This is a genomic window from Thioalkalivibrio sp. HL-Eb18, from assembly GCF_000364985.1.
Classification (GTDB): domain Bacteria; phylum Pseudomonadota; class Gammaproteobacteria; order Ectothiorhodospirales; family Ectothiorhodospiraceae; genus Thioalkalivibrio.
The window spans coordinates 191,882-216,494 of sequence record NZ_KB822961.1 but is presented as its reverse complement, the minus strand read 5'-3'; the positions used below and the strand labels follow the sequence as shown (position 1 = coordinate 216,494).

General features: G+C 66.3%; 24 protein-coding genes. 9 read left to right on the top strand and 15 right to left on the bottom strand.

Features of this window, described 5'->3' with window-relative positions:
- Positions 1-67: 67 nt before the first annotated feature.
- Positions 68-571: a heme-binding protein gene (locus tag F813_RS0102485; protein ID WP_012982399.1), complete on the top strand. Its 504-nt coding sequence runs from the start codon at positions 68-70 to the stop codon at positions 569-571.
- 69 nt (positions 572-640) lie between these two features.
- Here F813_RS0102485 and F813_RS0102480 read toward each other — a convergent pair whose 3' ends face one another.
- The 3 genes from F813_RS0102480 to F813_RS0102470 all read right to left on the bottom strand — a co-directional run bounded on the left by F813_RS0102480 (position 641) and on the right by F813_RS0102470 (position 4,787).
- The gene (locus F813_RS0102480) at positions 641-1,762 is read right to left on the bottom strand and encodes a PQQ-dependent sugar dehydrogenase (protein ID WP_017925425.1); all 1,122 of its coding nucleotides are present in this window, start codon (positions 1,760-1,762) and stop codon (positions 641-643) included.
- A gap of 137 nt (positions 1,763-1,899) precedes the next feature.
- Entirely contained in the window at positions 1,900-3,306 is a 1,407-nt protein-coding gene (locus tag F813_RS0102475; RefSeq protein WP_012982397.1) for a sigma-54 dependent transcriptional regulator, read from the bottom strand.
- Positions 3,303-4,787 carry a sensor histidine kinase gene (locus tag F813_RS0102470; RefSeq protein ID WP_012982396.1) on the bottom strand — a complete coding sequence of 495 codons (1,485 nt, stop codon included), beginning with the start codon at positions 4,785-4,787 and terminating at the stop codon, positions 3,303-3,305. Before F813_RS0102470 ends, F813_RS0102475 begins: the two co-directional genes overlap by 4 nt.
- A gap of 206 nt (positions 4,788-4,993) precedes the next feature.
- Between F813_RS0102470 and F813_RS0102465 the strand changes: the two genes are divergently transcribed.
- From F813_RS0102465 to F813_RS0102455, 3 genes are all read left to right on the top strand, one after another.
- On the top strand, positions 4,994-5,572 hold the full coding sequence (locus F813_RS0102465) for a hypothetical protein (protein WP_017925423.1): 579 nt from the start codon (positions 4,994-4,996) through the stop codon (positions 5,570-5,572).
- 96 nt (positions 5,573-5,668) lie between these two features.
- A complete protein-coding gene (locus F813_RS0102460; protein ID WP_017925422.1) occupies positions 5,669-7,801 on the top strand; it encodes a SulP family inorganic anion transporter in 2,133 nt (710 codons plus the stop codon).
- A 65-nt stretch (positions 7,802-7,866) separates the two neighbouring features.
- The gene (locus tag F813_RS0102455) at positions 7,867-8,334 is read left to right on the top strand and encodes a PepSY domain-containing protein (protein WP_017925421.1); all 468 of its coding nucleotides are present in this window, start codon (positions 7,867-7,869) and stop codon (positions 8,332-8,334) included.
- 47 nt (positions 8,335-8,381) lie between these two features.
- On the opposite strand, the gene lysS is transcribed toward F813_RS0102455, so the two are convergent.
- The 3 genes from lysS to F813_RS0102440 form a co-directional block, all read right to left on the bottom strand.
- Positions 8,382-9,872, bottom strand: a complete 1,491-nt coding sequence (gene lysS, locus F813_RS0102450) for a lysine--tRNA ligase (RefSeq protein ID WP_026148109.1) — start codon at positions 9,870-9,872, stop codon at positions 8,382-8,384.
- A 24-nt stretch (positions 9,873-9,896) separates the two neighbouring features.
- Positions 9,897-10,992, bottom strand: a protein-coding gene (gene prfB, locus F813_RS0102445) for a peptide chain release factor 2 (RefSeq protein WP_155995108.1) whose coding sequence is annotated in 2 segments (ribosomal slippage) — positions 9,897-10,919 and positions 10,921-10,992 — 1,095 coding nt in all. Because the reading frame shifts where the segments join, the coding sequence is not laid out codon by codon here.
- A gap of 99 nt (positions 10,993-11,091) precedes the next feature.
- On the bottom strand, positions 11,092-12,039 hold the full coding sequence (locus tag F813_RS0102440) for a hypothetical protein (protein ID WP_038059934.1): 948 nt from the start codon (positions 12,037-12,039) through the stop codon (positions 11,092-11,094).
- A 166-nt stretch (positions 12,040-12,205) separates the two neighbouring features.
- On the opposite strand from F813_RS0102440, the gene F813_RS0102435 reads away from it, so the two are divergent.
- A complete protein-coding gene (locus F813_RS0102435) occupies positions 12,206-13,816 on the top strand; it encodes a DUF255 domain-containing protein (RefSeq protein ID WP_026148108.1) in 1,611 nt (536 codons plus the stop codon).
- A gap of 1 nt (position 13,817) precedes the next feature.
- Here F813_RS0102435 and F813_RS14395 read toward each other — a convergent pair whose 3' ends face one another.
- From F813_RS14395 to F813_RS0102420, 3 genes are read right to left on the bottom strand one after another with little or no spacing between them, the layout of a single operon-like run.
- Positions 13,818-13,991, bottom strand: coding sequence for a hypothetical protein (locus F813_RS14395; RefSeq protein WP_017925417.1), 174 nt, complete (start codon positions 13,989-13,991; stop codon positions 13,818-13,820).
- Positions 13,991-14,740 carry a type III pantothenate kinase gene (locus F813_RS0102425; RefSeq protein WP_012982387.1) on the bottom strand — a complete coding sequence of 250 codons (750 nt, stop codon included), beginning with the start codon at positions 14,738-14,740 and terminating at the stop codon, positions 13,991-13,993. Before F813_RS0102425 ends, F813_RS14395 begins: the two co-directional genes overlap by 1 nt.
- The gene (locus F813_RS0102420) at positions 14,733-15,539 is read right to left on the bottom strand and encodes a biotin--[acetyl-CoA-carboxylase] ligase (RefSeq protein WP_026148107.1); all 807 of its coding nucleotides are present in this window, start codon (positions 15,537-15,539) and stop codon (positions 14,733-14,735) included. The genes F813_RS0102425 and F813_RS0102420 overlap by 8 nt, the downstream gene beginning before the upstream one ends.
- Positions 15,540-15,598: 59 nt before the next feature.
- Between F813_RS0102420 and F813_RS0102415 the strand changes: the two genes are divergently transcribed.
- Positions 15,599-16,384, top strand: a complete 786-nt coding sequence (locus F813_RS0102415; RefSeq protein WP_017925415.1) for a lytic transglycosylase domain-containing protein — start codon at positions 15,599-15,601, stop codon at positions 16,382-16,384.
- A 33-nt stretch (positions 16,385-16,417) separates the two neighbouring features.
- On the opposite strand, the gene F813_RS0102410 is transcribed toward F813_RS0102415, so the two are convergent.
- From F813_RS0102410 to F813_RS0102385, 6 genes are all read right to left on the bottom strand, one after another.
- Positions 16,418-16,732 (bottom strand): DUF2007 domain-containing protein, encoded by a 315-nt coding sequence (locus F813_RS0102410; RefSeq protein WP_017925414.1) that lies wholly within the window; start codon positions 16,730-16,732, stop codon positions 16,418-16,420.
- 26 nt (positions 16,733-16,758) lie between these two features.
- Entirely contained in the window at positions 16,759-17,385 is a 627-nt protein-coding gene (locus F813_RS0102405) for a hypothetical protein (protein ID WP_017925413.1), read from the bottom strand.
- Positions 17,386-17,517: 132 nt separating this feature from the next.
- Positions 17,518-18,948 carry an FAD-dependent oxidoreductase gene (locus tag F813_RS0102400; protein WP_017925412.1) on the bottom strand — a complete coding sequence of 477 codons (1,431 nt, stop codon included), beginning with the start codon at positions 18,946-18,948 and terminating at the stop codon, positions 17,518-17,520.
- Positions 18,948-19,328 (bottom strand): DUF302 domain-containing protein, encoded by a 381-nt coding sequence (locus F813_RS0102395; RefSeq protein ID WP_017925411.1) that lies wholly within the window; start codon positions 19,326-19,328, stop codon positions 18,948-18,950. The genes F813_RS0102400 and F813_RS0102395 overlap by 1 nt, the downstream gene beginning before the upstream one ends.
- 68 nt (positions 19,329-19,396) lie before the next feature.
- Positions 19,397-20,536 carry an acyl-CoA dehydrogenase family protein gene (locus F813_RS0102390; protein WP_012982380.1) on the bottom strand — a complete coding sequence of 380 codons (1,140 nt, stop codon included), beginning with the start codon at positions 20,534-20,536 and terminating at the stop codon, positions 19,397-19,399.
- 33 nt (positions 20,537-20,569) lie between these two features.
- A complete protein-coding gene (locus F813_RS0102385; RefSeq protein ID WP_012982379.1) occupies positions 20,570-21,118 on the bottom strand; it encodes an OsmC family protein in 549 nt (182 codons plus the stop codon).
- A gap of 434 nt (positions 21,119-21,552) precedes the next feature.
- Here F813_RS0102385 and F813_RS0102380 point away from each other — a divergent pair, with 434 nt between their 5' ends.
- Genes F813_RS0102380 through F813_RS0102370 form a run of 3 tightly spaced genes read left to right on the top strand, consistent with a single transcriptional unit; the run spans position 21,553 to position 24,563 of the window.
- The gene (locus F813_RS0102380) at positions 21,553-22,383 is read left to right on the top strand and encodes an ABC transporter ATP-binding protein (protein WP_012982378.1); all 831 of its coding nucleotides are present in this window, start codon (positions 21,553-21,555) and stop codon (positions 22,381-22,383) included.
- 60 nt (positions 22,384-22,443) lie between these two features.
- The gene (locus tag F813_RS0102375) at positions 22,444-23,727 is read left to right on the top strand and encodes an ABC transporter substrate-binding protein (protein ID WP_017925410.1); all 1,284 of its coding nucleotides are present in this window, start codon (positions 22,444-22,446) and stop codon (positions 23,725-23,727) included.
- Positions 23,724-24,563 (top strand): ABC transporter permease, encoded by an 840-nt coding sequence (locus F813_RS0102370; protein ID WP_017925409.1) that lies wholly within the window; start codon positions 23,724-23,726, stop codon positions 24,561-24,563. Before F813_RS0102375 ends, F813_RS0102370 begins: the two co-directional genes overlap by 4 nt.
- Positions 24,564-24,613: the final 50 nt, after the last annotated feature.

The following is a 24,613-nucleotide window of genomic DNA, read 5'->3' as shown; positions in this document are numbered from 1 at the left end:
CCCACCATTGCGGAACACTCGATCAATGACTAGATAACAAATGGGATCTAAACCAAGGAGTATCGCCATGCGTATCGCCAAGCTCACCCCCCTGTTCCTTGCCGGCGCCCTGGCCTTCGCCGCAAGCCCGGCGCAAAGCAGCGAGGGCACCTTCAATACCCCGACGCTCCTCCCCGAACTGGCCGTAAAAGCGGTCCAGGCAGCCGTGGAGGCCTGTCGTGATCGGGATACCCAGGTCGCGGTGGCCGTTGTGGATCGTCACGGTGTAACCCAGGCCGTGAAACGCGACCGCTTCGCCGGTGCCCATACCGTCGATACCGCCGTGTCGAAGGCCTGGACAGCGGTCAGCTTCCGTACCGACACCCTGGAGCTGCGCGAAATGACCATGCCGGGCGAGCTCGGCTACGGCATTCAGCACCTGCCGAATGTGACCATCCTGGGCGGTGGTGTGCAGATCACCGATAACGGGAGCATCATCGGTGGCATCGGCGTCTCCGGCGCCCCCAGTGGTGAAGTCGACCACGAATGTGCGGAAGCGGGTATCGACGCCATCCGCGACGACCTGTTCTAGCGCCAAAAAACAACAGGGCCCTTCCCGCTGGAAGGGCCCTGCTTGCTGAACCCGGGTTACTCGATCGCTCTACCGGGCCTCCATCCGATACAGGCCCCCATCGGACTCGTCCGTCAGTACGTAGATATGACCGTTCGGGCCCTCGCGCACATCGCGGATGCGCCCGATCTTGCCGTGCAACAACTCTTCCATGTGCACGACCTCGTCGTCCTCGATCACGATGCGCAGGATACGCTCCGCGCGCAGGCCGCCGGCCAGCAGATTACCCTCCCAGGCCTCGAAGCGATCCGAGGTGACCAGCGCCAGACCCGAGGGCGCCAGCGTGGGCAGGAACTCGTAGACCGGGGGGATCACATCGTCCGCTTGACGGGCATCGCCAAACGGGCGCTCGGTCGGATATTCACGTCCACGGGTGACACCCGGCCAGCCGTAGTTACCGCCAGCCTCCATCCGATTGAGCTCGTCCCCGCCACGTGGGCCATGATCGGTCAGCCAGATCGTGTCATCGGCGGGATCGACCACCAGCCCCTGCGCGTTGCGCAGGCCGTAGGCATAGATGTGCGGCTGGGCATCTTCACGGTCGGCAAACGGGTTGTCTGCCGGGGCCTCGCCATCCTCGGTCAGGCGCAACAGCTTGCCGCTGTGGCTGGACAGGTCCTGGGCCGGCTCCTCCTGGCGGCGGTCGCCGATGGTCATCAGCAGGGTGCCATCGGAGAGCCAGGCGAGGCGAGAACCGAAATGGCCGTGATTACTGCCCCCGCGATCCTGCTCGAAGAGCTTCTCGAAGTCGTGCAGCTCGCCATCCTCCAGCAGGCCACGCCCCAGCGCGGTGTAGGACTGATCTTCGTCACCAGAGGAATAGGTCAGGTAGACCCAGCCGTTGTCACGAAAATCCGGATGAAGCGACACATCCAGCAGCCCGCCCTGGTCGCGGGCCACCACATCCGGCACGCCCGCCACCTCGCGGACCTCACCGTTCCTGCGGATGTGCTTCAGCGCGCCGGTACGCTCGGTGACCAGATAGCCTCCACCGGGCAGGAACGCCACCGACCACGGGTGTTCCAGATCGCCCGCAACCCGCACCAGGTCGAACTGTTCGTACTCGGTACTGATGCCAGACTCGACCGTCTCGCCCGCCCCGGCTGACATCGCCAGCGCCATGCCCGCCAGCAACCCGCCAAATCGTGTCATGGGTGCGTCCACAATTCCGTCTCGCATGCTGTGTCTCCCTATCCTGGTTCTTCGAGAAAATGGGACACCCAGGCAACGGGATTGTTCACTCGCGGACGGCACAACCGTGGCGGTCCAACGGCACCGAGACGAGTCCCTCAATGAGAGCCCACATCGATGCCCAGACGCTTGATCTTGCGCCACAGCGAGACACGGTCGATGCCCAGCAGGCGCGCCGCCTGCGTGCGGTTACCCCCGGTCTGCTCCAGGGCCTGACGGATCTGTATCGCCTCCTGCTCCTCGAGCGTCCTCAGCGGCGCCTGGGTCTCGTCGACCACGCGCACCGTCGTCTCGCGCAGGCTGCGCGGGAGGTCCGCAAGCGCCAGACGGGACGTGCGGGCCAGAGCCACACCACGTTCAATGATGTTGGACAGTTCGCGCACGTTGCCGGGGTAGTCATGGTCAACCAGGCGTTCCAGCGCCTCCGGCTGGATGTCGTCGATGCGCTTGCCCATGGCCAGCGCATGGCGCTTGAGAAAGTAGTAGGCCAGCAGCGGGATATCGTCGCGGCGCTCGCGCAGCGGTGGCAGCACGAGGTTCACCACGTTCAGGCGAAAATACAGGTCCTCGCGCATCTCGCCGCGGTCCACCGCCCGATCCAGACGGCGGTTACTGGCGGCAATGACACGGACATCCACCGGAATCGGCTTGCGTCCGCCGACCCGTAACACCTCCCGTTCCTGCAGGACGCGGAGCAGACTCACCTGCATCGCAGGACTCGTCTCGGCAACCTCGTCGAGAAACAGTGTCCCGCCCGCGGCGCTCTCGAACAGGCCTTTCTTTTGCTGGGTGGCGCCGGTGAACGCACCCTTCTCGTGGCCGAACAACTCGCTCGCCAGGAGTTCGTCCTGCAACGCCCCGCAGTTGACCGCCAGAAATGGCCCCGCCGCGCGATTGCTGTGATTGTGGATGTAGCGGGCCAGCAGCTCCTTCCCGGTCCCGCTCTCGCCGGTCAGCACGACATTGCAGTCCGTGGGCGCAATCTGGCGGGCCGTCTCCAGCAGACGCTGCATCGCAGCATCCTGCGCCACCAGCGTCGCGCGCCGCCCCCCCTGTTCCACCTGATCACGCAGGGCATGGTTCTCGCGGCGTAGCCGAGTGAACTCCACCGCCTTGGCCACGACCTCCCGCACCTCGTCGATCCGGAATGGCTTGGCGATGTAGTGAAACGCCCCGGCCTTCATCGCCTCGACCGCGGAATCAAGGGTCGCATGCCCCGTGATCATGATGACCGCCAGGTCCGGATCCAGCTCACGGGCCCGGTGCAGGATCTGCATGCCATCGACGCCAGCCATGCGCAGGTCCGTCAGAACCGCATCGAAACGTTCCTGTTCCAGCGCCTGCAGACCGGCCGCGCCATCCTCGTGCGTCACCACCGTGCAGGGCGATCGACGGAACACCTGCTCCAGCTGGCGGCAGGCGATCGGCTCGTCATCGATCACCAGCAGCCGGGCATTGCCAGGCTCCGCCGCAGGCCCTCGCGTCGGCTCCGAATCCATACTCATGTCCGGTCCTCGTCCTCGCAATCACAAGGGAGCCAGAGGTGGAACCGCGTCCCGCCGAGCGGACAGCGGCTGACGCCGATCGCCCCCCCGTGGTCCTGCACGATTTCCTGCGCCACGAACAATCCGAGGCCGGACCCGCTCCCCTCCTCGCGCCCGCGGAAAAATGGCTCGAACACGTGGTCAAGCGCGGCCTCCGGTATGCCCGGCCCGTCATCATCGATGGCGATCCGCACCACCGGGGTTGCCGCGTCGCGGGTCAGGAGATCGCCCACTACGTGCTCCCCCGTACCCGGCCGGAGGTCACCCAGACGACCCCTTTGCGCCTGGATACGCACCTCCACCTCTTCGCCCCCCGCCTCGAAGGCGTTACGGAGCAGATTCACAAACACCTGCTGCAGCCGTTCGGGATCGACCGTCACCTGCAGGGCACTGTCGATCCGCATGTCGATCCGCTCCACCGGCAGGGTGGCCCGAACCAGATCGAGTGCCCCGTCCAGGATGGTGCCGAGTGGGCGGCACTCCTCGCGCCGGGGGCTCTGGGGCTGCTGACGGGAGTACATCAGCAGACCACGCACGATATTCTGGGCCCGGGACGTTTCCCCCTCGGCCTGCTGCAACCACTCCTGCAGCAGGACCGGATCGCCCCCCGGCCCCTCTTCCGAGACCAGCTGCAATGCCGTGGAGATATTGCCCAGTGGGTTATTGAGCTCGTGGGCCACTCCCGAGACCAGCACACCCAATGCCGCCAGACGCTCGGAACGACGCAGGTCCGCCTGACGCGCATCCAGCTCGTCCAGCATTCCGTTGAAGGCCCGTGTAAAGGACACCAGTTCGCGGTCCCGGGTGGGCGCAGTCAGGCGACTGCGCGTACCCGCCCCGATCGCGCGCAGCTGTTCCTCCATCGAGCGCAACGGCGCCAGGATGCGCCGTGCCAGCCACCAGCCACCCAATAGCACCAGCAGCAACACGATGCCGGTCGCCACCAGCAGCTCCGTCCGCGACACCTGCACACCCGTACGCAAGCTCTCGCGCTCGCGCTGACTCAGTACCTTGGTCAGGGCCGAGGCCTCGCCACCGGCATTGCGGATCGATTCGATGACCTCCTGGCGTTGTGCCCCGGCCAGACCGGGATAGCGCTCCAGCCCGCTGCGGTAGGTCTCCAGCGCCCCGCGCAACTCGTCCAGTTCGCCTGTGGTGGCATGCCGCGCCAGCGCCTCCTCGTTATCGCGTACACGCTCCAGCGCGGCCTCCGCATGATCCCGGGCGGCTGCCAGGTCGCCATGCTCGCCGGTGCTGTAGAACTTCTTCTCGAAGCGGCGCATCTCGAGACTGTCCTGCAGCAGCTCGGCCACCACGTCGCCCTGTTGCAGGCGGGTCTCGATCGTCGAGAGCACCACGTACTGGGCGACGACGAGCCCCAGCACCAGGACCAGGACTCCGGCGTATACCCAGCGAACCTTGCTGCGCAAGCTGCGACCCATGATGTTACTCGTTGCAATATGGATTGTTACATATTGCAACTATCTGCAACCGCTTGGCAATGGCGTTTCCGGGCCGCCGAACGAAATCGATGCAACCTGCAACACCCCACCAGCTGGAACGCACCCGGAACTGATGTAAGTCATTGTTTTTACGATCTGGCACGCAGCGTGCAATAACTCCGTTGACCAACCCAATGGAGACACCAATGCCTGCCCTGACCCGCGCGATGAAACAGATGCTGGAAGGTCTCGCCTACGCAGACCTCGCCGAGATGCAGCCCATGGGCGACAAGTACCGCTCGCTCGCTCACGAACCAACGAACTCGACGAAAGCCGCGAACCGCTTGGCGGAACCCGCCCCACAGCCGGAACCACGCCGCCGCATCGGCCTGTTCGTCGGGCCGTTCGCTTCCCGCCATGTCTTCGATTACGCCGCCGACAGCTGCGAGCGCCTGGACGCCGAGCTCGTCGTCCTGACCTTTCTCGGCGAAAGCGAGGCGCGGACGTTGATCAACGGATTCACCCGGGATCAGCCCTCCCTGCCGCACGGCATACATATCGAGGCCCTGACCGGCGATCCCGAACGTGCCTTGCGGCGGGTACTCGGTCGTGGCCTGCGGCTGGACTTCCTGGTCTGTGACGAACAGGGCTACCTCGGACACCAGATCCTCGGCACCGAGACCGCCACCGAACTACCGGTTGTGATGGTCGCAGCCCCCCGTACCGAGGGACGCAAGGAACGCCGGCCGGCTGCCCTCGGCGCTGCGGTCCCATCGGCGGGCTAGAACCCGCCCTGTGTTTTCGCGCAACCGGCCCGGGACCTCCGGTCGCCGGCATGCCCCCGATCGGCCCCTCGACTAAACAAGGAACGCCACCCCTAGATGAATAGCAACTGGACCTACCGACTGTTTCCCTTTCTTGCCTGGTTCCCGATGTCGGGAACCTCCATCCGCGCCGATGTAGTGGCCGGGCTCAGCGTCGCCATGATCCTGGTACCCCAGGGCATGGCCTACGCGACGCTGGCCGGCCTGCCTGTGGTTTATGGTCTGTATGCCTCGGCCATTCCGGCGATCGTCGGCTCGCTGTGGGGCTCTTCGCGCTTTCTGCATACCGGCCCGGTGGCGATGCTGTCGCTGCTGTCGGCGGCATCACTGGCCCCCTTCGCGGTGGCCGGCACGGACTACTTCATCCAGCTCTCGATCCTGCTCGCGCTGATGGTCGGCATCATGCGGCTACTTCTGGGGGTGTTCCGCCTGGGCATCCTGATGAACTTCGTCTCGCAGCCGGTGATTGTGGGTTTCACGAACGCCGCCGCGCTCATCATCGGGCTGTCCCTGATCAACACCTTCTTCAATGTGCCCAAGCCCGATACCGGGGCATTCCTGACCGACTTTGCCGGGGTCGTCACCCAGCTCGAACAGGCGCACTGGCCCACCATTGCATTCGGTGCCGGGACCCTGCTGACCCTGATCGGGCTGCGCCGAGTCATGCCGCGCCTGCCGGGGGTGCTGGTAGTCGTCGTGCTGGGAACCCTGATCAGCGCGCTGACCGGATTCCAGAACAACGAAACCATCACGCCGGAGCAGATTGAGGCCACGGAGAGCCGCGAGCTCTACCAGAATGTCGCCGACACCCGCTCCGCGCTGAACACCACCTCGGAAGACCTGAGCGAGAGCAGCCGTGCACTGAAAGAGGCCGAGAAGGCGGGCGAGGAATCCCCGGAGCTGGCGGTGCAGGTCGCCCGCCTGGAGGTGCAAGAGGCACGCCTGAAACGCGAGTTGAGCGACCTGCGCATTGCCGCGCACGCCGAACGCCTGGAACGTACCGAGGACGCGGACGGCAATAGTCGCTTCCGCGCCTGGGAGGACGATTCGGAGGGTCGCCCATGGCGACTCTCCGGCTTCGACGGGGGCCGCATCATCGTCGCCTCCGGCGGACAGGTTGTAGGCACCATCCCGCAGGGTCTGCCCAGCCTGCAGTTGCCGGTCCTGGACTGGGGGGTCATCCCCGCTCTACTCCCGGCCGCTTTCGTGATGGCCCTGATCGGGTTCATGGAGGCCACTTCCATCTCGCGCGCCCTGGCAGCCCAGCGCCGCGAAAAGCTGAACCCCAATCAGGAGCTGATCGGCCAGGGCCTGGCCAACATCGTGGGCAGTTTCTTTCAGTCCTACTCCGTCAGTGGGTCGTTCTCGCGCTCGGCCGTCGCGGCCCGATCCGGCGCCCAAAGCGGCCTTTTCGCGGTGGTCAGCGCGATCGGCGTGCTGATCACCATGCTGTTCCTGACCCCCTACCTCTACCACCTCCCGCAGGCCGTACTGGCTGCCATCGTGATGTCCGCCGTCTTCGGTCTGCTCGATTTCCGGACCCTCGCACGATCCTGGACGATCAGCCGTGCCGACGGTCTGGCCGGCTTCCTGACCTTCGGCGTCACGCTGTACATGGCGCCGGACCTTGCCAACGGGGTGATCGTCGGGGTGATCCTGTCGTCGCTGTTGTTCCTGGTCGGCACGGTACGCCCGCGATCGGAGATTCAGGGCCTGCGCCCGGACGGTGCCCTGGCCGGAGCCATCAGCAACGACCTGCGCCCGGCGGGGGACCGGTTCACCGTGCTGCGCTTCGATGCCTCGCTAGTGTTCATGAACGTCGCCCATTTCGAGGACGCCGTGATGGACGCCGTCGCGCGCAACCCGAATGCCCGCGCGGTACTCGTACTCGGCAACAGCATCAACCGTATCGATGCCTCGGGTGTGGACAAGGTGCGCGCCCTGATTGGCGACCTCGCGGCGGCCGACTGCCGGCTGATGTTCAGCGGCCTGAAGAAACCCGTCCGCGAAGCCATGGAACGCGCGGGCCTGCTGGACGAGATCGGCCGCGAGAACATCTTCCCGAACAAGCAGATCGCTCTCGCCGAGCTCCAGCAACGCGCACTCGCCACGCCCGACCGCACGGAGCCTCAAGAGCGTGATCATGGCGGGAAAGACGTGACCCGAACCCCGGCTGGCGCAGCCTCGTGACCGGCCGGAACCCATCCCGCGAAACAGGTCTAATCTTCGCTTCAGTGCCTCACGGAGGGCCCGCCATGAAACCGACTTTGCGCTGTACCCTTGCCTCAACCCTGCTGTTCGGGCCGCTTCTATCCCCAGCGCAGGCAGACTCCCTGCCGCTCGACACCGTCGAACGCATCCTCGAGATCGGGAAGGAATACGGCGTTTCCAGCTACAAGGAGATCGAGGCAAAGGGCGACGACCGCTTCGAACTGGAAGGCTGGAAGGCAAGCGAACGCCGCATCGCGGTCAAGTTCGATCTCGACGGGCGCATCCTGGAAGAAGAGACCAAACGCGGCTCCAATCGCAAGCGCGGGCTGACCGATGCCGAGATCCTGCAAGCGGTGGCCATTGCCCAAGAACACGGCATGAAACGGTTCGAGGAGATCGAACTGGACGAGCGTGATCGCATCGAGATTGAAGGACGCACAGATGATGGCACCGAGCTGGAGCTAAAGCTGGAACGTCGCAGCTATACCGTGCTGGAAGTCGACCGCGACTGACCTTGCCCCCCGGGCCCTGACCGGCCCGGGGGATTTCCCGTAGCCGGTCAGGCCTCCGGGCGCAGGTGCGGGAACAGCAGCACGTCGCGGATGGACGGGCTGTTGGTCAGCAGCATCACCAGGCGGTCGATGCCGATGCCCTCGCCGGCGGTGGGCGGCAGGCCGTATTCCAGGGCGCGGATGTAGTCGGCGTCATAGTGCATCGCCTCGTCGTCGCCGGCGTCCTTCTCCGCGACCTGGGCCTGGAAGCGTTCGGCCTGGTCCTCGGGGTCGTTAAGCTCGGAGAAGCCGTTGGCGATCTCGCGCCCGCCGACGAACAGCTCGAAGCGGTCGGTCACGAACGGGTCGTCGTCGTTGCGCCGCGCCAGCGGCGAGACCTCGGTCGGATACGCGGTGATGAAGGTCGGGTGGCGCAGTTTGTTTTCGGCGGTGTATTCGAAGATCTCGGTCCACAGCTTGCCGAGGCCGAAGCTCTGCTTGATCGGGATTTCCAGGCGCTCGCAGTGGGCGCGTACCTTGTCGATATCCGCCAGGTCCTCGCTGCTGATCTCCGGGTTGTGCGCGAGGATCGCCTCGCGCACGGTCATCCGCGTGAACGGCTGGCCGAAATCGTAGGTCTCGCCCTGGTACTCGATGGTGGTCGTGCCCAGCACGTCCTCGCACAGCCCGCGCAGCAGCGTCTCGGTGCGGTCCATCAGCGCGTGGTAGTCCACGAACGCCTCGTAGAACTCGAGCATGGTGAACTCGGGGTTGTGCCGGGTGGACAGCCCCTCGTTGCGGAAATTGCGATTGATCTCGAAGACCTTCTCGAAGCCACCGACCACCAGGCGCTTCAGATACAGCTCCGGCGCGATGCGCAGGTACAGCGGCATGTCCAGCGCATTGTGATGGGTGGCGAACGGCCGCGCGGTCGCGCCGCCGGGAATCACCTGCATCATCGGGGTCTCCACCTCGATGAAGTCTTCGCGTTCGAAATATTCGCGGATGTAGCGCACGATCCGGGTACGGGTGCGGAACAGCTCGCGGCTGTCCGGGCTGGTGATCAGGTCCACGTAGCGCTGGCGGTAGCGCTGTTCCTGATCGGTCAGGCCGTGGAACTTCTCCGGCAGCGGGCGCAGGCTCTTGGTCAGCAGGCGCAGCTCGTCCAGCTGCACCGTCAGCTCCCCGGTCTTCGTCTTGAACAGCGTGCCCTGCCCGCCGACGATGTCGCCCAGGTCCCAGTGCTTGAAGGCCGCGTAGACGCCCTCCGGCAGGCTGTCGCGCTGGGCGAACAGCTGGATATCCCCGGACTGGTCGCGCAGGCGGACAAAGCTCGCCTTGCCCATTACGCGCTTGCCGATCATGCGCCCGGCCACGGTCACGCGGATCCCCTGCCCCTCCAGCGCCTCGCTTTCGGTGGCGTCATGCGCGGCGTGCAGATCGGCCGCCAGGGCATCGCGGCGGAAGTCGTTGGGGAAGGCCGGGCCGGCCTCGCGCAGCTCGTTCAACTTCGCACGACGCTGGGCGATCAGCTTGTTCTCGTCGGTAATCTCGGTCATCGGGAATCCCGGTAAAAGAAAGCGTTACAGCCCACTCTTCAGGCTGGCTTCGATGAACTGGTCCAGGTCGCCGTCGAGCACGGCCTGGGTGTTGCCGACCTCCACGCCGGTGCGCAGGTCCTTGATCCGCGACTGGTCGAGCACATAGGAGCGGATCTGGCTGCCCCAGCCGATATCGGACTTGGCATCCTCGGCCGCCTGCTTCTCGGCGTTGCGCTTCTGGATCTCCATCTCGTAGAGCTTGGCCTTCAGCTGCTTCATCGCCGTATCGCGGTTCTTGTGCTGCGAACGGTCGTTCTGGCAGGCCACCACGATGCCGGAGGGCTCGTGAGTAATGCGGATCGCGGACTCGGTCCGGTTGACGTGCTGCCCGCCCGCCCCGGAGGCGCGGTAGGTATCCACGCGCAGATCGGCCGGGTTGATCTCGATCTCGAAGCTGTCGTCCACCTCCGGCGAGGCGAACACCGAGGCAAACGAGGTGTGCCGGCGGTTGCCGGAGTCGAACGGCGACTTGCGCACCAGGCGGTGCACGCCGGTCTCGGTGCGTAGCCAGCCAAAGGCGTACTCGCCTTCGATGCGCACGGTCGCGCTCTTGATGCCGGCGACCTCGCCCTCGGAAAGCTCGATGATCTCGGTCTTGAAGCCGTGGGCCTCGGCCCAGCGCAGGTACATGCGCAGCAGGATGTTGGCCCAATCCTGGGCTTCGGTGCCGCCGGAACCGGCCTGGATGTCGAGATAGGCGTTGGCCTCGTCCATCTCGCCGGAGAACATACGCCGGAACTCCAGCGCCTCGACCCGCGCGGTCAGGGCTTCGACGTCGGCCTCCACCGCCGATGCGGTCTCGGCATCGTCATCGGCCTCGGCCATCTCCAGCAGGTCGCGGCTGTCATCCAGCTGCGTGCCAATCTCGCGGATGTTGACGACGATGTTCTCGAGCTGGGCGCGTTCCTTGCCCAGCGCCTGGGCCCGGTCCGGGTCATTCCAGATATCCGGGTTTTCCAGCTCGCGCTGGACCTCTTCTAGGCGTTCTTCCTTGACCGGGTAGTCAAAGATACCCCCTAAGGCCTTCCAGGCGGCCTTTCAGGTCATCAATCTGGGTATACAGCGGATTCAGTTCCATGATGCGTCGATTTCCGGTGTCCGGGTGGGCGGAAAAGCCGCGCAGTATAACACCCCTGACCTGGCGTCTGGCGCACTCGGGGCAACCGGACAGGGTGCGTCAGAGGGCTCGCGCGCGCCGCCAGAACGCCAGGCTGTCCCGGCGTTCCAGCACCCGGGGCGGTTCGGAGCGCGCGAGCGGATCATGAAATTCCAGAGCGTCCAGGTACCCCCTCCGAAGCAGGGGCAGCAGGGGCCGTACGACGTCGTCGGCCAGCGACTGCATGACCTCCGCATGGCGTTCGAGGTCGCGCGCGCCTGCCAGGGCATCCAGCACCACGACGGTATCGCGCGCCATCTCCGCGGCAGATGCCGGGTCGGGGGACCAGTCGAGCGCCGTCCAGTCCGCCAGAAAATGCGCGACGGGCCCGCCGCCACAGACCGCGCGCACGGCCGTGGCACCCTCCGGACGCCCCGGTGACCAGAACCACAGCCCGTGAACGGGTGCCCGCCCGGACTGCTCGCGCGCCTGGTTCACCGGATGCTGGAACCAGGTCATCTGCAGGGCATTGTTCAGGACCTGCAGGCGGCGCGCGACGTCACTGTCCATCGCACCTCGGCTCATCGAGCGACCCCAGCCCGTCGAGGGTGGCTCGCCCGTGCCATCCCCCTCGCCCTCCATTTCCAGTAGCCACAGTCCACCCGAAGAGAGCCGCAGCGTGGCCCCCGCCGCCGCCAGATCCGGACGGGCCGCCTCCCACAGTGCCTCGCGTTCTTCCTGATGGACCTCGAAGACCGGATCCGCGACCAGGTCCTTCATCCCCGGTGTGAGCCGCACGGGCCACGCCAGCCAGAGGCGCGGTCCCGAGACCGGCTGTTCGAAGCCCAGTCGCCTCGCGAGCTGGGCCTCCCAGCCATCCCGAGCGCCCGCCGGCGCGGGCGACAGCGGCCGCGCCCGGCCCATCCAGCGGGCCAGGTGCCGGATACCCGGAGGATCCTCGCCGTTCTTCGGCAAGGCCGCCTCGGCCCGCCGAAACAACCCGGGCAGCAGGAGCGTCACCCTCGCCATCTCGGGTCCCCTCTCGTCCCGGCCGTCCCTCCCCTGCAAAGGCGCATCTCGATCCCCTGTGGCCTGATCCACGGCCATGCTACCACCGAGGCAGGCGTCGCCCGAGGAACAGCAAGCCCTTGATTGTGGTCTACCGTAATAAGCAGCCCAAATCTCCAGGTGCGCCATGGACGAGCACAAATCTCTTGCAGTCACCACCATCGGCGGGTGGACCAGTTCTGTCGTGGGCCTTGTTCTGCTGGGCCTTGCGGGCACTGCTAGTGCCCAAGGTGCGGCCGGGCCCGCCGAGGCCCCGGATAACGGGCCCGACAACGGTTTCGAGGTGGATGACTACCCGGAAGGTTCGCAGATCGACTGGCAGTCCTGGGACAGTGAACTGTTCGAGGAGTCGAAGGAGCGCGAACGGCCGATTTTCTTCTATTTCCACGGGCAGTGGTGCACCTGGTGCCGCGACTTCCAGGACGAGTCGCTGGAGAACCCCGACGTGGTCGACACGATCGACCGGCACTACATTCCGGTTCTGGTCGACCTCGACGAGCGTGCTGACCTGTTTCGCCGCTACGGCGGTCGTGGCCTGCCGTTCGTGGTGATCGTGAACCACGAGGACGAAATGCTGACCCGCTTTACCGGGCATGTGAATCCGCGCGACCTGCAGGGCATCCTGGAGGCCCAGCGCGACATGTTCTCGGTCACCGGCCGCGAGATCACCCCGGACGACGCCGCGATCAACGACCTCGATCGCTTCCGCGAGATGCTCGACGAGGTCTACGACAGCTCCGCCCACCGCCTGAGCGGCAGCGCGGCCTTCGGCACGCTGAGCAAGCGCCCGCAGCCCTGGACCTATCGCTTCCTGCTCGACGAGGAGGACTGGGAAGAGCGCATGCCTGCCATGCTCGACCAGATCGCCGCCGACCTGTACGACGGCGTGGAAGGCGGGTTCTTCTTCTTCCACGACTGGGACCAGCGCGATCCGGTTCTGGCGCTCGAGACTTCCAAGCGGCTGGACCAGAACGCCGCATTCCTCTGGCTGTACGCCGAGGCCTACGAGCGCTTCGGCGAGGAACATCACGCCGAATTCGCACGCGGAATCCGCGACTATCTGCGCGACCAGCTCTGGGACGAAGAACAATCACGCTTCGGCAACAGCCAGTACGCGGATCGCGACTACTACCAGCTCGACCCGGGCGAACGGCTGGAGACCGATCCCCCGCGGGTGGATCGCAACACCTATGCAGATACCTCCGGCCAGGCAATCGCCGCCCTGGCCAACATGGCCCGGGTCATGGAGGACGAAGACACCCTCGACTGGGCACGCGAGGCCATGCAAGCCCTGGACCGGTACCTGGGCACGGAGGCCGGCTTTCTCCATGGCCTCACCGCTGATGGCCGCCCGGCGATGGAGGGCTACCTGCCCGCCCAGATCTGGCCGGAGATCGCTCGCATCGAATTGGCCCGCGCGATCGAGGCGCTGGAGGGCGAAAAACCCGATCTGCCCGATCCAGTCGCCGCGCTGGACCGCCTGGAGCCGTTCTTTGACGAGGAGCTCGAGGCGCACGCCGAGCGTGTCGGATCGGACCTTGAACCGTGGTCGGAGACGCGCAGTCAGGCCGCACTGGCCTGGTGGCTGCACCGTCTGCCGGAAGAGGTCGTGGAAGAATCCCACATCGATCCGGAGAAGGTTCGCGCGCGGCTGCACATCGAACCCGGCTCTGACCCCGACGACGTGGCTATCGGTTTCCAGGCCCTGCGCACCGGCATCCCGGGACTGGACGACTGACTCAGTCGCCCGCGTCCAGCGGGCGACTCCGCATATCGCCTTCGTCGAGCGTCTGTGTCCCCCGCTCCGGTGGTGGCACATCGGCATAGGGGTCTCCGTTCCAGTGCCCCTGTTGCCAGCTCCAGCCAAACAGGGCCAGATTCGCCAGCAGCAGCAGCGCGACAAGCCAGCGCATCACGAGCCCTCCTCCATACGCGCGATCTGCCACAGACCCTCAAGCACGAGGTTTTCGCGCAGGGTAAAGAACTCGGTGAGTTGCCCGGCAAGCCACGATGCATCCCCGCCGTATAGCCAGCAGACGGTGTCATTGCCCAGGTGGGTGCGGGCCTCGACGATCAGACGATCAACCGCACCGGACAGGCCCAGCATCAGGCCACGTTCCAGGCCCGGTTCGCTGCCAAGCCCCGGTGTGGAGTCGAAGGTCGCAGGCCAGCCAGCCGGATCACGCGGAGTGACACGGTCGGCCAGCCGGGCCTGCAACGACTCCCAGCCCAGCTGTCGCCCCGGCAGCAGGTACCCGCCCCTGTGCCGACCCTCGGCATCCAGCAGATCGACCGTGACCGCGGTCCCCGCATCCACCAGTACGCAGGGTCCCGGCCCTTCCGCCCGGGCCGCCACCAGTGCACAAAAGCGATCCACACCCAGCTGACCCTCGGCGTAATCACTGCGCACGCCATAGCGCCCGTCCCCGTGCGTGCCGACCCAGTGGATGGGTACCGCCGCCCCTATCGCGGCCTCCAGTGCCGCCTGGCGCTCCGGGCTGCCGACCCGGGCGGCCCAGATCGCCAGACCGGTGTCCTTTAGCGCCTGGGCGCAATCCTCGATCGCGAGGCTCGCGCCCTCGTCCAGCACATGACCGGCCGCGTCGCGGCGCTGCCACTTGACTCGGGTACTGCCGATGTCGATCAGTGCGCAGTCAGGCATGCCCGGCCCTCCGGATGGATACTTCTCCCGCGTCGAGATGATGCAGGAGGCCCGCCTCATCCTCGACGCGCAGACGGCCCGAATCCAGGCAAATGCCCCGGGCAACGCCCGCCAGGCCCGTATCCGGCACTTCGATCGTGCGTCCGGCCAGCACATCGAGGCGGTCGAGGTCGTCCCCCAGCGCCGCCAGCCCCTGTGCCATCAGCACCCGATGCAGGCGCATCTGCCACCCTGCCACCTCGGCCGCCAGCTCCAGCCAGTCGGGCCCCTGCCCATCCAACAGGGCTTCCAGGTCGGTCACCTCGCGGTCCAGACCAAGCGCGCCGGAACCCCGGCGATTGAGCCCGACCCCTACCACCAGGCGCCCGGGCCGGTCCGACCGGGGGAGCCGCTGTTCGACCAGAATACCGCCCAGCTTCGCAGTGCCCACCACCACGTCGTTCGGCCACTTGAGGCCCGGGCCTTCCACACCCAGTGACTCCAGCGCGCGGATGACCCCGATCCCCACACCGACCGGGTAGGCCGCGGGCACCCGCTGGTCGGCGGCAATCGGCCAGGAGAGCGACAGGGCCAGGCCGGCATCCGGCGGCGCCACCCAGGCCCGGCCTCGTCGCCCCCGCCCCGCCAGCTGCGCGCGCGCCAGACATACCCTGGGCCCGGCATCCATCTGCGCGGCCTCGAGCAGTCGCGCATTGGTGGAATCCACCCGTTCCAGCACCTCCGTAAGCGGCGGTTCCAGCGCGGTTCCCGCCAGGGCCTCGCGCAGCAGCCCTTCCAGTTGCGCGGTTTCCGGCGCCATAATGGGATCGGTCGTCTGGGGAACGTTCATGCGGATGTGGGCGACAAGGGGGGATTCGGTTGCGCAATCGTGCACATGGTAAGCGTTTCGCGGGCGGACTGCCGGCGTTGCTGCTGGCCGCCGGCATCCTCGCCGTACCTGCCCAGGCCGAGCTGTACACCTATTACGACGCCACGGGTGCCCGCGTGATCACGGACCAGCGCCCCGAGGGCATCGAGTACGAGTCCGTGCCCTCGCCCCAGCGTCCCGGCACGTCGGCCAGGCAGAGCGGAACGGCTTCGGGCGGTAGCTGGTCGCCCAGCGAGATCTTCGTGTTCGAGGGCCCCGACGGCCAGCGCCTGGTCACCAACCAGCGCCAACAGAACGCCAACATGAACCTGATCGCCACCTACGGCCGTCCAACCGCGCGCGCACGCTGCGGCGAACGTGCCCGCCAGGCCCTGGCCAGTGGTGGTGGCGAGTTCGCCGAGCTGATCCGCGCCGCCGCGGGCCACAACGGTGTCGACCCGGCCCTGGTGCAGTCAGTGATTCACGTCGAGTCCTGCTTCGACCCCGAGGCCGTTTCGCGGGTGGGCGCGCACGGCCTGATGCAGCTCATGCCGGCCACCGCGGCCGATCTGGGTGTAACCGACCGCTTCGACCCGGCTCAGAACATCCATGGGGGCACACGCTACCTGGCCGAGATGCTGCAGCGTTTTGACGGGGATCTGGACCTGGCCCTGGCTGCCTACAACGCCGGCCCGGGCGCCGTGGAGCGCCACGGCGGCGTGCCGCCCTTCCCCGAGACCCAAACCTACATCCAGCGGGTACGGGCCCAGTACGGCTCGGGGAACGGGATTCGCTAGAAAGACGCCCAGCGGCACGCCGTAGCTGGAGAATCAGCGCCGCTCGCGCCCGCAGTTCCAGCACTGGGTAAACTGCGGCTCGATCCGCTCGCCGCAGCGCGGGCACTTCCACTCCTTCCCGTCGTGCTCGGGCTCGCCTTCCAGATACTCCACGATCAGCTCGCGGGCCTGCTCGGCCTGGGCCTCGTGCACCACCATCACCCGTCCCCAGCACTCCGTCGGCGGGATCTCGCCGGCGGCGCCGTAAAGCCCGGCCTGGGCGACATAGGCGGGGATGCCGGCCTCCTGCAGGAGGTTCTCGATAAACCCGGCCATCACCGGGTCGGCGGCGGTGTAAACAGTGCGCATGACCCGACCCTAGCAGTCAGTACGTGCTATTGCACCGTGCCCTGGTTGGCCGCCTGGAAGTATTCCATCGCCTTCTGAATGGCGTAGAACGGGGCCTCGTCCAGGGCCTCGCGGGTGTGCGGTTCGTGAATGTCGGCGTGGTACTTGCGCATCGCGAGCACATGGATCGGAAGCTCGCGCGCAAACATCGGGTTGTCGAAGTTGAAGAACTGCCCCAGGCCCAGCACGAGGTTCTTGCGCTCCTCGGCCTCCAGTGCCTCCGGGCTGACTGCGACATCCGGCAGCTGGCCGGCCTGACCGGTCACGGTCACGATGATCTCGCGGTCGCCGTCAGCCGCGGCCGGGCGTTCCTCGTCACCGTTGACCAGCTTCAGGTCTTCCGACAGGTCCAGGTAGCCCTTCGCCAGGATGTGACCATGCGGCTGGAACACCTTGCTGGACATGTTCACCGCCCACAGTTCCAGGGTCTCCTTGAGCTCCTGAGCCGGCTGCGTCTCGCCAAGGGCAAACAGCTGCTGGGCGTAGAGGATGTCCCATACCCAGACCTGGCCATATTCCGGCAGCTCCTCGTCGCCGCCCGCGGTCACGGACACGCGCTGAAATTCGGGCTCGTCCGCGGTGCGGGCATGCAAGGTGATCGTAAAACTGGCCAAGGCGCTCTCTCCTGCCGACGATGGACCGGCCATCGCGTAAATGCATCAGCGCCCCAGTATAACGAACACCCCGCACAGCACTCGGTTCTTCCACGCCGGTCGGGGCCTTGCCGCCAACGGCCATCGCACCGGTTAGCTGGCCATGCGCGGGCGTTCGGCGCCCACGGGTTGTCCCAGCCGGGCTTCCAGCTCTGCCGCGCGCCGTGCCAGGGACCCCGATACCGCGAATCCGGCCAGCACGCCGTCGGCGTGAAACTCCAGCTGGCGACCCGAAGGGGTGGATTCGGTCTCGACCCACGTACCCCGAGTGACGTCGCGCGGTGGACACACGTTCAGGGGCAGACTCGCCGTCTTCACCTGGACCGTACCGGACCCGGGCACGTACTCCGTCACTTCGCCACAGAGGGTTCGAGCCAGCACCGCCGCCTGGTCGCGCAGCGTCTCCACGTACGGGCGCAACCGGCCGGCAAACTCGCAGCCGTCGCCGAGGGCAAAGATCGACGCATCGGAGGTGGCCAGTTGTGCATTCACGCGGATTCCGAGGCCGCAGTCCAGACCCGCGGCCCGAGCGATATCATTCTGGCCCTCCAAGCCCAGCGCGGACAGCACCACCTCGGCCTGGACCGATTCCCCATCCTGCAGCTCGATGGTCGTCCCCGACTCTCCCTTGTTCAGGCGGGCGATATTCGCGTCCAGACGCAAATCGACACCCCTGTTCTCCAGCGCGGCGGCGAGGTCGCGGCTCATGGGCGACGGCAACAGTCCCGCGAGAGGCTGCTCGGCACACTCGATCAGTGCGACCGGGAAACCTCCCCTGGCCAGGTCATCGGCCAGCTCGCAGCCCACCAGACCCGCCCCAATGATGGCCACCAGTGTCTCGGCCGGCCTCTTTCCCGGCGCTTCCAGTGCCTCGCGCAGCAGACAGTAGTCATCCAGGGTATTCACGGACAGCGGGGCCGCCGCATCCCCCGGAAAATCGATGCGGCGCGGCCGGGCACCGGTGGCCAGCACCAGCTGGCCATAGGGTATGCCCCCGCGCGCCGTGATCACGCGCTGCCGGTCGCGATCGATACCCAGCACGCGCAGAAATGGCATCAGCTCCACACCCAGACGCCCCGCGCGCTGCTGCCCACCCTCTTCGACCAGTTCGTCGAGCGCGGTCTCGCGGCCAAACGCGTTCGACAGCCGCGGCTTGGTGTAATAGTCGCCACTGTCCGCGGTAATCATGCGGATGGTGCGGCGCGGGTCCAGTTCCCGCAGGCGCTCGGCCAGGGCCCAACCGGCCATGCCGGCACCCACGATCACGACCGCGTCGGGGTCGTCGCCGCGCGGGCCACTCCAGGCGCTTGCGGCGGAGACGGCATCGGTGGACTCGGCCCGGGGCTCGAAGGGGCTGAAATCCGCCTTGGTCACGTTACAGTCCGGGCAATACCAGTCGTCGGGAATGTCCTCGAAGCGGGTGCCCGGCGCGAGGCCGGAGTCGGGGTCACCCTTCGCCTCGTCGTAGATGTAGCCGCAGACCTTGCAGATATAGCGTTTGTAGTCGTCGGTTTCGGTCGTCATCACGCGGCCTCCAGGGTGTCCAGAATCGCCTGCAGCTTCGGATCCAGCTCCGCCCCAATGGCGTCGAGCTCAGGGCTCGCCCAGGGCTTGAATACCTCCCTCGCCGAACGCGTGCGGATGCACAGAACATCGCCCTCACCCGATACATGGATGCGCAGCGGGATATCGATTCCGGCGTCCTTGCAGGCCTGCCATACGCGCACCGCGTAGCTCGGGTGAAAGACCTCGAGGATCTGGTCGGTAGGGACCTCGACCCCGATCTTTGCCGCATTGGCCTGGCCGTTGATGTGCGAGACCAGTTTCAGGCCCTGGGCTTCGATCGCCTGCTTCAGTCGTTCCACGGCGGTCTCGGGGTCCAGTCGGGTGGTGGTTTCCAACATGGGGATTCCTTGCGTTCGGGGCGCGATCCCGGCCTCACCGGGGCCGCGCGGGTTCGATGGGCACCGGTTCAGTGGGCGTGGATCCGCGCAAGCTCCTTGCGCAGGTGCTTGATCGCGGGCGTCACAATGGCGACGAAGTACGATTCGCGCAGCTTGCGCTGGGCCGCGGCGTCCGCCTTGTAGCCCCGCGCGCCGCAGTGCAGCAGGGCCGACTGCGAGGCCCGCAGGGACAGCTCGGAGCCGGTCAGGCGCATCTGCAGTACATCGGCAAAGAAGCGCTCGGAGTCATCGAACGGGGTCTCCGCCAGCGCGTAACAGGCGCTGCGGGCATCCGCCAGGGCCTCTTCCAGCTCGCCGACCTGGTCATCCAGATAGCCATTCACGTGCGCGAGGGTCTCGTTGGACTCGCGCATGGTCTCGATACAGCCATCAATCAGGCCCAGTCCCATGCCCATCTGCAGCAGCACGAAACCGGGGCGAATGCGGCGGATGTACTCCGGCAGCGGGTCCGCAAGGATATGGGCATCCGGCACGAACACCCGGTCGAAGTGGCAACCGAAGGTGCGTGAGCCCTCCAGCGCGGTGAACTCCGGGCAGGCCGTCAGGCTGAAACCGGGATCGGCACAGTTGATCAGCGCCATCAACGGACGCGGGTTGGCATCGGTGGTGCGGAAGATCGCGCCGAAATAATGGTCCTCGCCCAGGTTGGACACCCAGGGCAGCGCGCCGGAGACCCGATAGCCGCCATCGACGCGCTCGGCATTCAGCTTCAACTCCTCAATGTTGGCGAACCACTTCATCGGATTCGACAGAGCGGTCGCGCCCAGCGCCTCGGCATTGGCGAGCTTCGGCAGGGCCTCGCGCTTGAGCACCTCGGAGTCGCTGTTCTCCGCGTACCAGGCGCAGGCGTTCTGGCACCAGGCCACAAAGCCTGTGGTCATGCACTCGGCCGAGATCACCTCGGTCGCCCGGATCGCGCCGGCAAGGTCGGTAGTACCGGTCGCATTCTGGCTGGCCAGGTGGCGATTGAATGCGCCGAGGCGACCCGCCTCGCGCAGGAAATTCTCGGGGTAGACGCCCTCGCGATCGATGCGGGCGGTTAGCGGCGCGAGTTCGCGTTCCACCAGCGCCTTCAATGGGGCATCGGCGTCCGCCGGCCCTGCGGCCGGCGACACCCCCGTCTGTTCGTCAGTACGGGTTTGCAACATGGGTTCTCTCTCCCGTTCGGGATGGCAGGTGGTTCAGGCCAGCTCGACGCTGACACCAACCGGGTTGCGCATGGTGTTGGCCACGGGCGACCAGAAGTCGGCATGGGCCACCAGCTCTTTCAGTTGTTCCTCGCTGGCATCGCCCTCCAGGTGGGCCTTCACGCGGATATCGGTGAAGCCGAGGCGCTTGTTGACGTCGGTGTCGCCCACACCCCAGACGGCGGTCACGTTGATGTCGCCCTCCAGTGTCAGCTCCAGCTTGGTCAGCGTGATGCCGCGGTCAATGGCATTGGCGTGCATGCCGACCGACAGGCAGGCGCCCAGGCTGGCCAGCACGGCCTCGGAGGGGTTGGGGGCGGTGTCGTCGCCCAGCAGGTGCGGCGGCTCGTCGATCACATGCGCATCCAGGTCGCGCACATAGGTCAGGTTGCGGAACTTGCCCTCGCAGACCGTGGTGGCCTTCAGGGTGACGATGCTCTCCGGGTTGGCCTTGCCCTTGGCGGCCAGATCGTTGAGACCGTTCTGGTCGATCGGCTCCAGCGCGTTCATGGACAGGGTGGTGGTGGCTTCGGCAGTGGACATGGTGTAGCTCCTCTCGATGGTTGGCGGTTAAGGCCACCGGCTGGGTGACCGTCCCGGATTACGCCGGGTCGACCAGCACAGTGCAGAAGCTGTGCCAACCGCCGAAAAACGGCTTCATGAAGCGATTTCCGCCTGAACGCGCCAAATTGACCAATCACCCGGACCGGACGATGTGTCCGCTTTGTCGGCCAAGGCGGACACTTTGTCGTCTTTGTCCGCGACGTGCCGGACGCCCAAGGCTGCTCGACACCAACAGAGATCCCAGCCCCGCCGCGATTCAAGACCTGCGGAACGGCTCCACGTCGCCATTTATCGGGGGGACCGGGAACCCTCGGGGAATCACATCGCGAGGTTTGGCACGCGCCTTGTAAGGACCCCTGTGAACGCGCCGTCCACCGGGCGGCGCATGAACGCAGGCTAACGAGGGACATGCCATGGGCGCCGCCATCTCCATCGACTACATCACCCATCACTATCCGGGTCAGGAGCAGCCGACCCTGAAGGACATCGAGGTCACCGTCGCACCGGGCGAAACGGTCGCGCTGATCGGCCAGAGCGGATGCGGCAAATCCACCCTGCTGCACATGCTCGCCGGGCTGCTGCTGCCCAGCGACGGCTGCGTGCGCATCAACGGCCAGCAGGTCATCAAACCCAGCCCGCGCTGGAACATGATGTTCCAGAAGCCCTCGCTGTACCCCTGGATGACCGTGCGCAAGAACGCCTCCCTGGGGCTGATCTTCCAGGGTCGCCGCAAGGGTCTGAAGGACCGCATCGATCAGCTCCTGGACACGGTGGGCCTGGCGGACAAGGCCGAGGTGAACGTGCAGTCGCTCTCGGGCGGCCAGCAGCAGCGCGTCGCCCTGGCCCGCAGTCTGGCGACGGACCCGGAACTGCTGTTGCTGGACGAGCCGTTCTCCGCGCTGGACGCCTTTACCCGTGTCGCCCTGCAGGACGAAGTCACCCGCCTGGCACGCGAACGTGGCATCTCCGTGGTGTTCGTGACCCACGACATCGACGAGGCCGTCGCCATGGCCGACCGCGTGCTGGTGATGGGCTCCAACCCCGGCACGATCACCGCTGAGCTGAAGGTGGAACTCCCCTACCCCCGTGATCGCGCCAGCCACCGCTTCGTCGATCTCAAGAGCGAGCTCATGGAGTTCTTTGGTGCCACCCGCCACCCGGGCGGCTCCGGGGTGCAACCCCGCGCCGAAGCAGAACCCGAAAGCGAGTCCAGTCGTCGTCAGGCGCGGATCCGCGCGGCCTGAGAAGCCGCAACCAACCGTTACCCGTCGTCACCGTCACCGCGAAAAAAAGGAACCACCGTCATGTGCAACTGCGACCACCACCACGACATCGACCGCGAGCTCGACCAGCTGCTGTCGACCAACTTCTCGCGGCGCAACTTCCTGCGCACCGCCGCCGTCGGCGGGCTGGCCGGCACCGGTCTCGCCCTGCCGGGATCATTGTTCGGCGCCGAGCCGGACGGCCTGGAAGAGCCCGAAGGGATCACCCGTGACTTCGACGGCGTGGTGCGAATCGGCTACATCCCGATCACCGATGCCGCCGCGCTGCTGGTGGCCCACTCCGAGGGCTATTTCGAGGACGAGGGCCTGGAGGTCGCCGATCCGACGTTGATCCGGGGCTGGTCGCCGCTGATCGAATCCTTCGCCGCCAACCGCTTCAATCTCGTGCACCTGTTGAAGCCCATCCCCCTGTGGATGCGCTATCAGAACGATTTCCCGGTCAAGATCATGTCCTGGGCCCATATCAACGGATCGGCCGTGGTCACCGGGCGCCATGTGGAGGTCAAGGACTTCTCGGACTTGGGCGGCAAGAGCGTAGCCGTGCCCTACTGGTACTCGATGCACAACGTGGTGATGCAGATGGCCCTGCGCGACGCCGGGCTGACCCCGGTGATCCGTGACCAGGGAGCGGCACTGGAGTCGCACGAGGTCAACCTGATGCTGATGCCGCCGCCGGACATGCCGCCGGCCCTGGCCGCGCGCTCTATCGATGCCTTTATCGTGGCCGAGCCCTTCAACGCGGCGGGCGAGATGCTGGCCCATGGCAATCTGCTGCGCTTTACCGGCGACATCTGGAAGAACCACCCCTGCTGCGTAATTTGCATGAACGAGCGCCTGACCAACCGCGAGCCGGAATGGACGCAGAAGGTCATGAACGCCGTGGTCCGCGCCCAGGGCACCATCCAGGAGGACAAGAAGGCGGTCGCCACCCTGCTCTCGCGTGACGGCAAGGGCTACCTGCCAATGCCGGCCGGCGTGGTCGAACGGGCCATGACCAACTACACCAACGACGCTACCTACACCGACAGCGGCGCGATCCGCAACGCCGACTGGGGCAACGGCCGCATCGACTTCTCGCCCTGGCCCTACCCGTCCGCGACCAAGTATCTGGTCAGTGCGATGAACGAGACCCTGGTCGGTGGCGACACCACCTTCCTTCAGGACCTGGATCCCGACTTCGTGACCGAGGACCTGGTGAACTACGAGTTCGTGAAGAAGGCGATGGAGAAGCACACCGCCTGGCACGGCGCGCCCGGCGTGAACCTCGATTCGCCGTTCGAGCGTGAGGAGGTGATCGCGCTATGAACCGCGAAGCCACGATGAACGAGCTGAACCCGGCCCTGGAACGGATGATCCCGTTCCTGCGGCTGGCGGATCAGGCCCGGCGCCGGGTGCAGTACCCGGCGGTGGGCATCGCCGGGCTCTTCGCCCTGTGGTGGTGGGGCGGCTGGCTGATTGCCAATAACGAGGACACGATGGCGTTCGCCAGCTTCGCCCCCGGGCCGACCCTTACGGCGTTCTGGGACCTGGTCAGCTCCGGCAACGTCTGGAAACCGATCGAGTCCAGCCTGTACCGCGTGGGCTGGGGCCTGTTCTACGCCATCGCCATCGGGGTACCGCTGGGTGTGATGATCGGCTACTTCCTGACGCTGAAGCAGATCACCCATGTGCCGTTCCAGTTCCTGCGCATGATCTCGCCGCTGGCCTGGATGCCGATTGCCGTGCTGGCCTTCGCCACCTGGGACGGGGCGATCATCTTCCTGATCGCGATCGCCGCAATCTGGCCGATCACCTATGCGACTGCCCATGGCGTCCAGCGCATCGACCCGATGTGGCTCAAGGTGGGCTCCAACCTCGGAGCCAATCCGATCCACACCCTGCGCTACATCGTGATGCCCGCGATCGCGCAGGACGTATTCGCCGGCATCCGCCTGGCAGTGGGTGTGGCCTGGATCGTGCTGGTTCCGGCCGAGTACCTCGGCGTGACCTCCGGGCTGGGCTATGCGATCAACGATGCCCGCGACACGCTGGAGTACGACAAGCTGGCGGCCTTCGTGCTGGTGATTGGCATCATCGGCTACATGCTCGACGCGATCTGCGTGCGTCTGATCAAGCGCAGCAGCTACCACGCCGAGAGCTAGCGGGCGGCAGGCCTCGCCGCGCGGTGGTGCAAGTCGCGCCCCGCGGCGAG

Bases quoted from the DNA above. Each gene is read 5' to 3' on its own strand.
- F813_RS0102485 (WP_012982399.1), top strand. From the start codon at position 68: ATGCGTATCGCCAAGCTCACCCCCCTGTTCCTTGCCGGCGCCCTGGCC.
- F813_RS0102480 (WP_017925425.1), bottom strand. From the start codon at position 1,762: ATGACACGATTTGGCGGGTTGCTGGCGGGCATGGCGCTGGCGATGTCA.
- F813_RS0102475 (WP_012982397.1), bottom strand. From the start codon at position 3,306: ATGAGTATGGATTCGGAGCCGACGCGAGGGCCTGCGGCGGAGCCTGGC.
- F813_RS0102470 (WP_012982396.1), bottom strand. From the start codon at position 4,787: ATGGGTCGCAGCTTGCGCAGCAAGGTTCGCTGGGTATACGCCGGAGTC.
- F813_RS0102465 (WP_017925423.1), top strand. From the start codon at position 4,994: ATGCCTGCCCTGACCCGCGCGATGAAACAGATGCTGGAAGGTCTCGCC.
- F813_RS0102460 (WP_017925422.1), top strand. From the start codon at position 5,669: ATGAATAGCAACTGGACCTACCGACTGTTTCCCTTTCTTGCCTGGTTC.
- F813_RS0102455 (WP_017925421.1), top strand. From the start codon at position 7,867: ATGAAACCGACTTTGCGCTGTACCCTTGCCTCAACCCTGCTGTTCGGG.
- lysS (WP_026148109.1), bottom strand. From the start codon at position 9,872: ATGACCGAGATTACCGACGAGAACAAGCTGATCGCCCAGCGTCGTGCG.
- F813_RS0102440 (WP_038059934.1), bottom strand. From the start codon at position 12,039: ATGGCGAGGGTGACGCTCCTGCTGCCCGGGTTGTTTCGGCGGGCCGAG.
- F813_RS0102435 (WP_026148108.1), top strand. From the start codon at position 12,206: ATGGACGAGCACAAATCTCTTGCAGTCACCACCATCGGCGGGTGGACC.
- F813_RS14395 (WP_017925417.1), bottom strand. From the start codon at position 13,991: ATGCGCTGGCTTGTCGCGCTGCTGCTGCTGGCGAATCTGGCCCTGTTT.
- F813_RS0102425 (WP_012982387.1), bottom strand. From the start codon at position 14,740: ATGCCTGACTGCGCACTGATCGACATCGGCAGTACCCGAGTCAAGTGG.
- F813_RS0102420 (WP_026148107.1), bottom strand. From the start codon at position 15,539: ATGGCGCCGGAAACCGCGCAACTGGAAGGGCTGCTGCGCGAGGCCCTG.
- F813_RS0102410 (WP_017925414.1), bottom strand. From the start codon at position 16,732: ATGCGCACTGTTTACACCGCCGCCGACCCGGTGATGGCCGGGTTTATC.
- F813_RS0102400 (WP_017925412.1), bottom strand. From the start codon at position 18,948: ATGACGACCGAAACCGACGACTACAAACGCTATATCTGCAAGGTCTGC.
- F813_RS0102395 (WP_017925411.1), bottom strand. From the start codon at position 19,328: ATGTTGGAAACCACCACCCGACTGGACCCCGAGACCGCCGTGGAACGA.
- F813_RS0102390 (WP_012982380.1), bottom strand. From the start codon at position 20,536: ATGTTGCAAACCCGTACTGACGAACAGACGGGGGTGTCGCCGGCCGCA.
- F813_RS0102385 (WP_012982379.1), bottom strand. From the start codon at position 21,118: ATGTCCACTGCCGAAGCCACCACCACCCTGTCCATGAACGCGCTGGAG.
- F813_RS0102380 (WP_012982378.1), top strand. From the start codon at position 21,553: ATGGGCGCCGCCATCTCCATCGACTACATCACCCATCACTATCCGGGT.
- F813_RS0102375 (WP_017925410.1), top strand. From the start codon at position 22,444: ATGTGCAACTGCGACCACCACCACGACATCGACCGCGAGCTCGACCAG.
- F813_RS0102370 (WP_017925409.1), top strand. From the start codon at position 23,724: ATGAACCGCGAAGCCACGATGAACGAGCTGAACCCGGCCCTGGAACGG.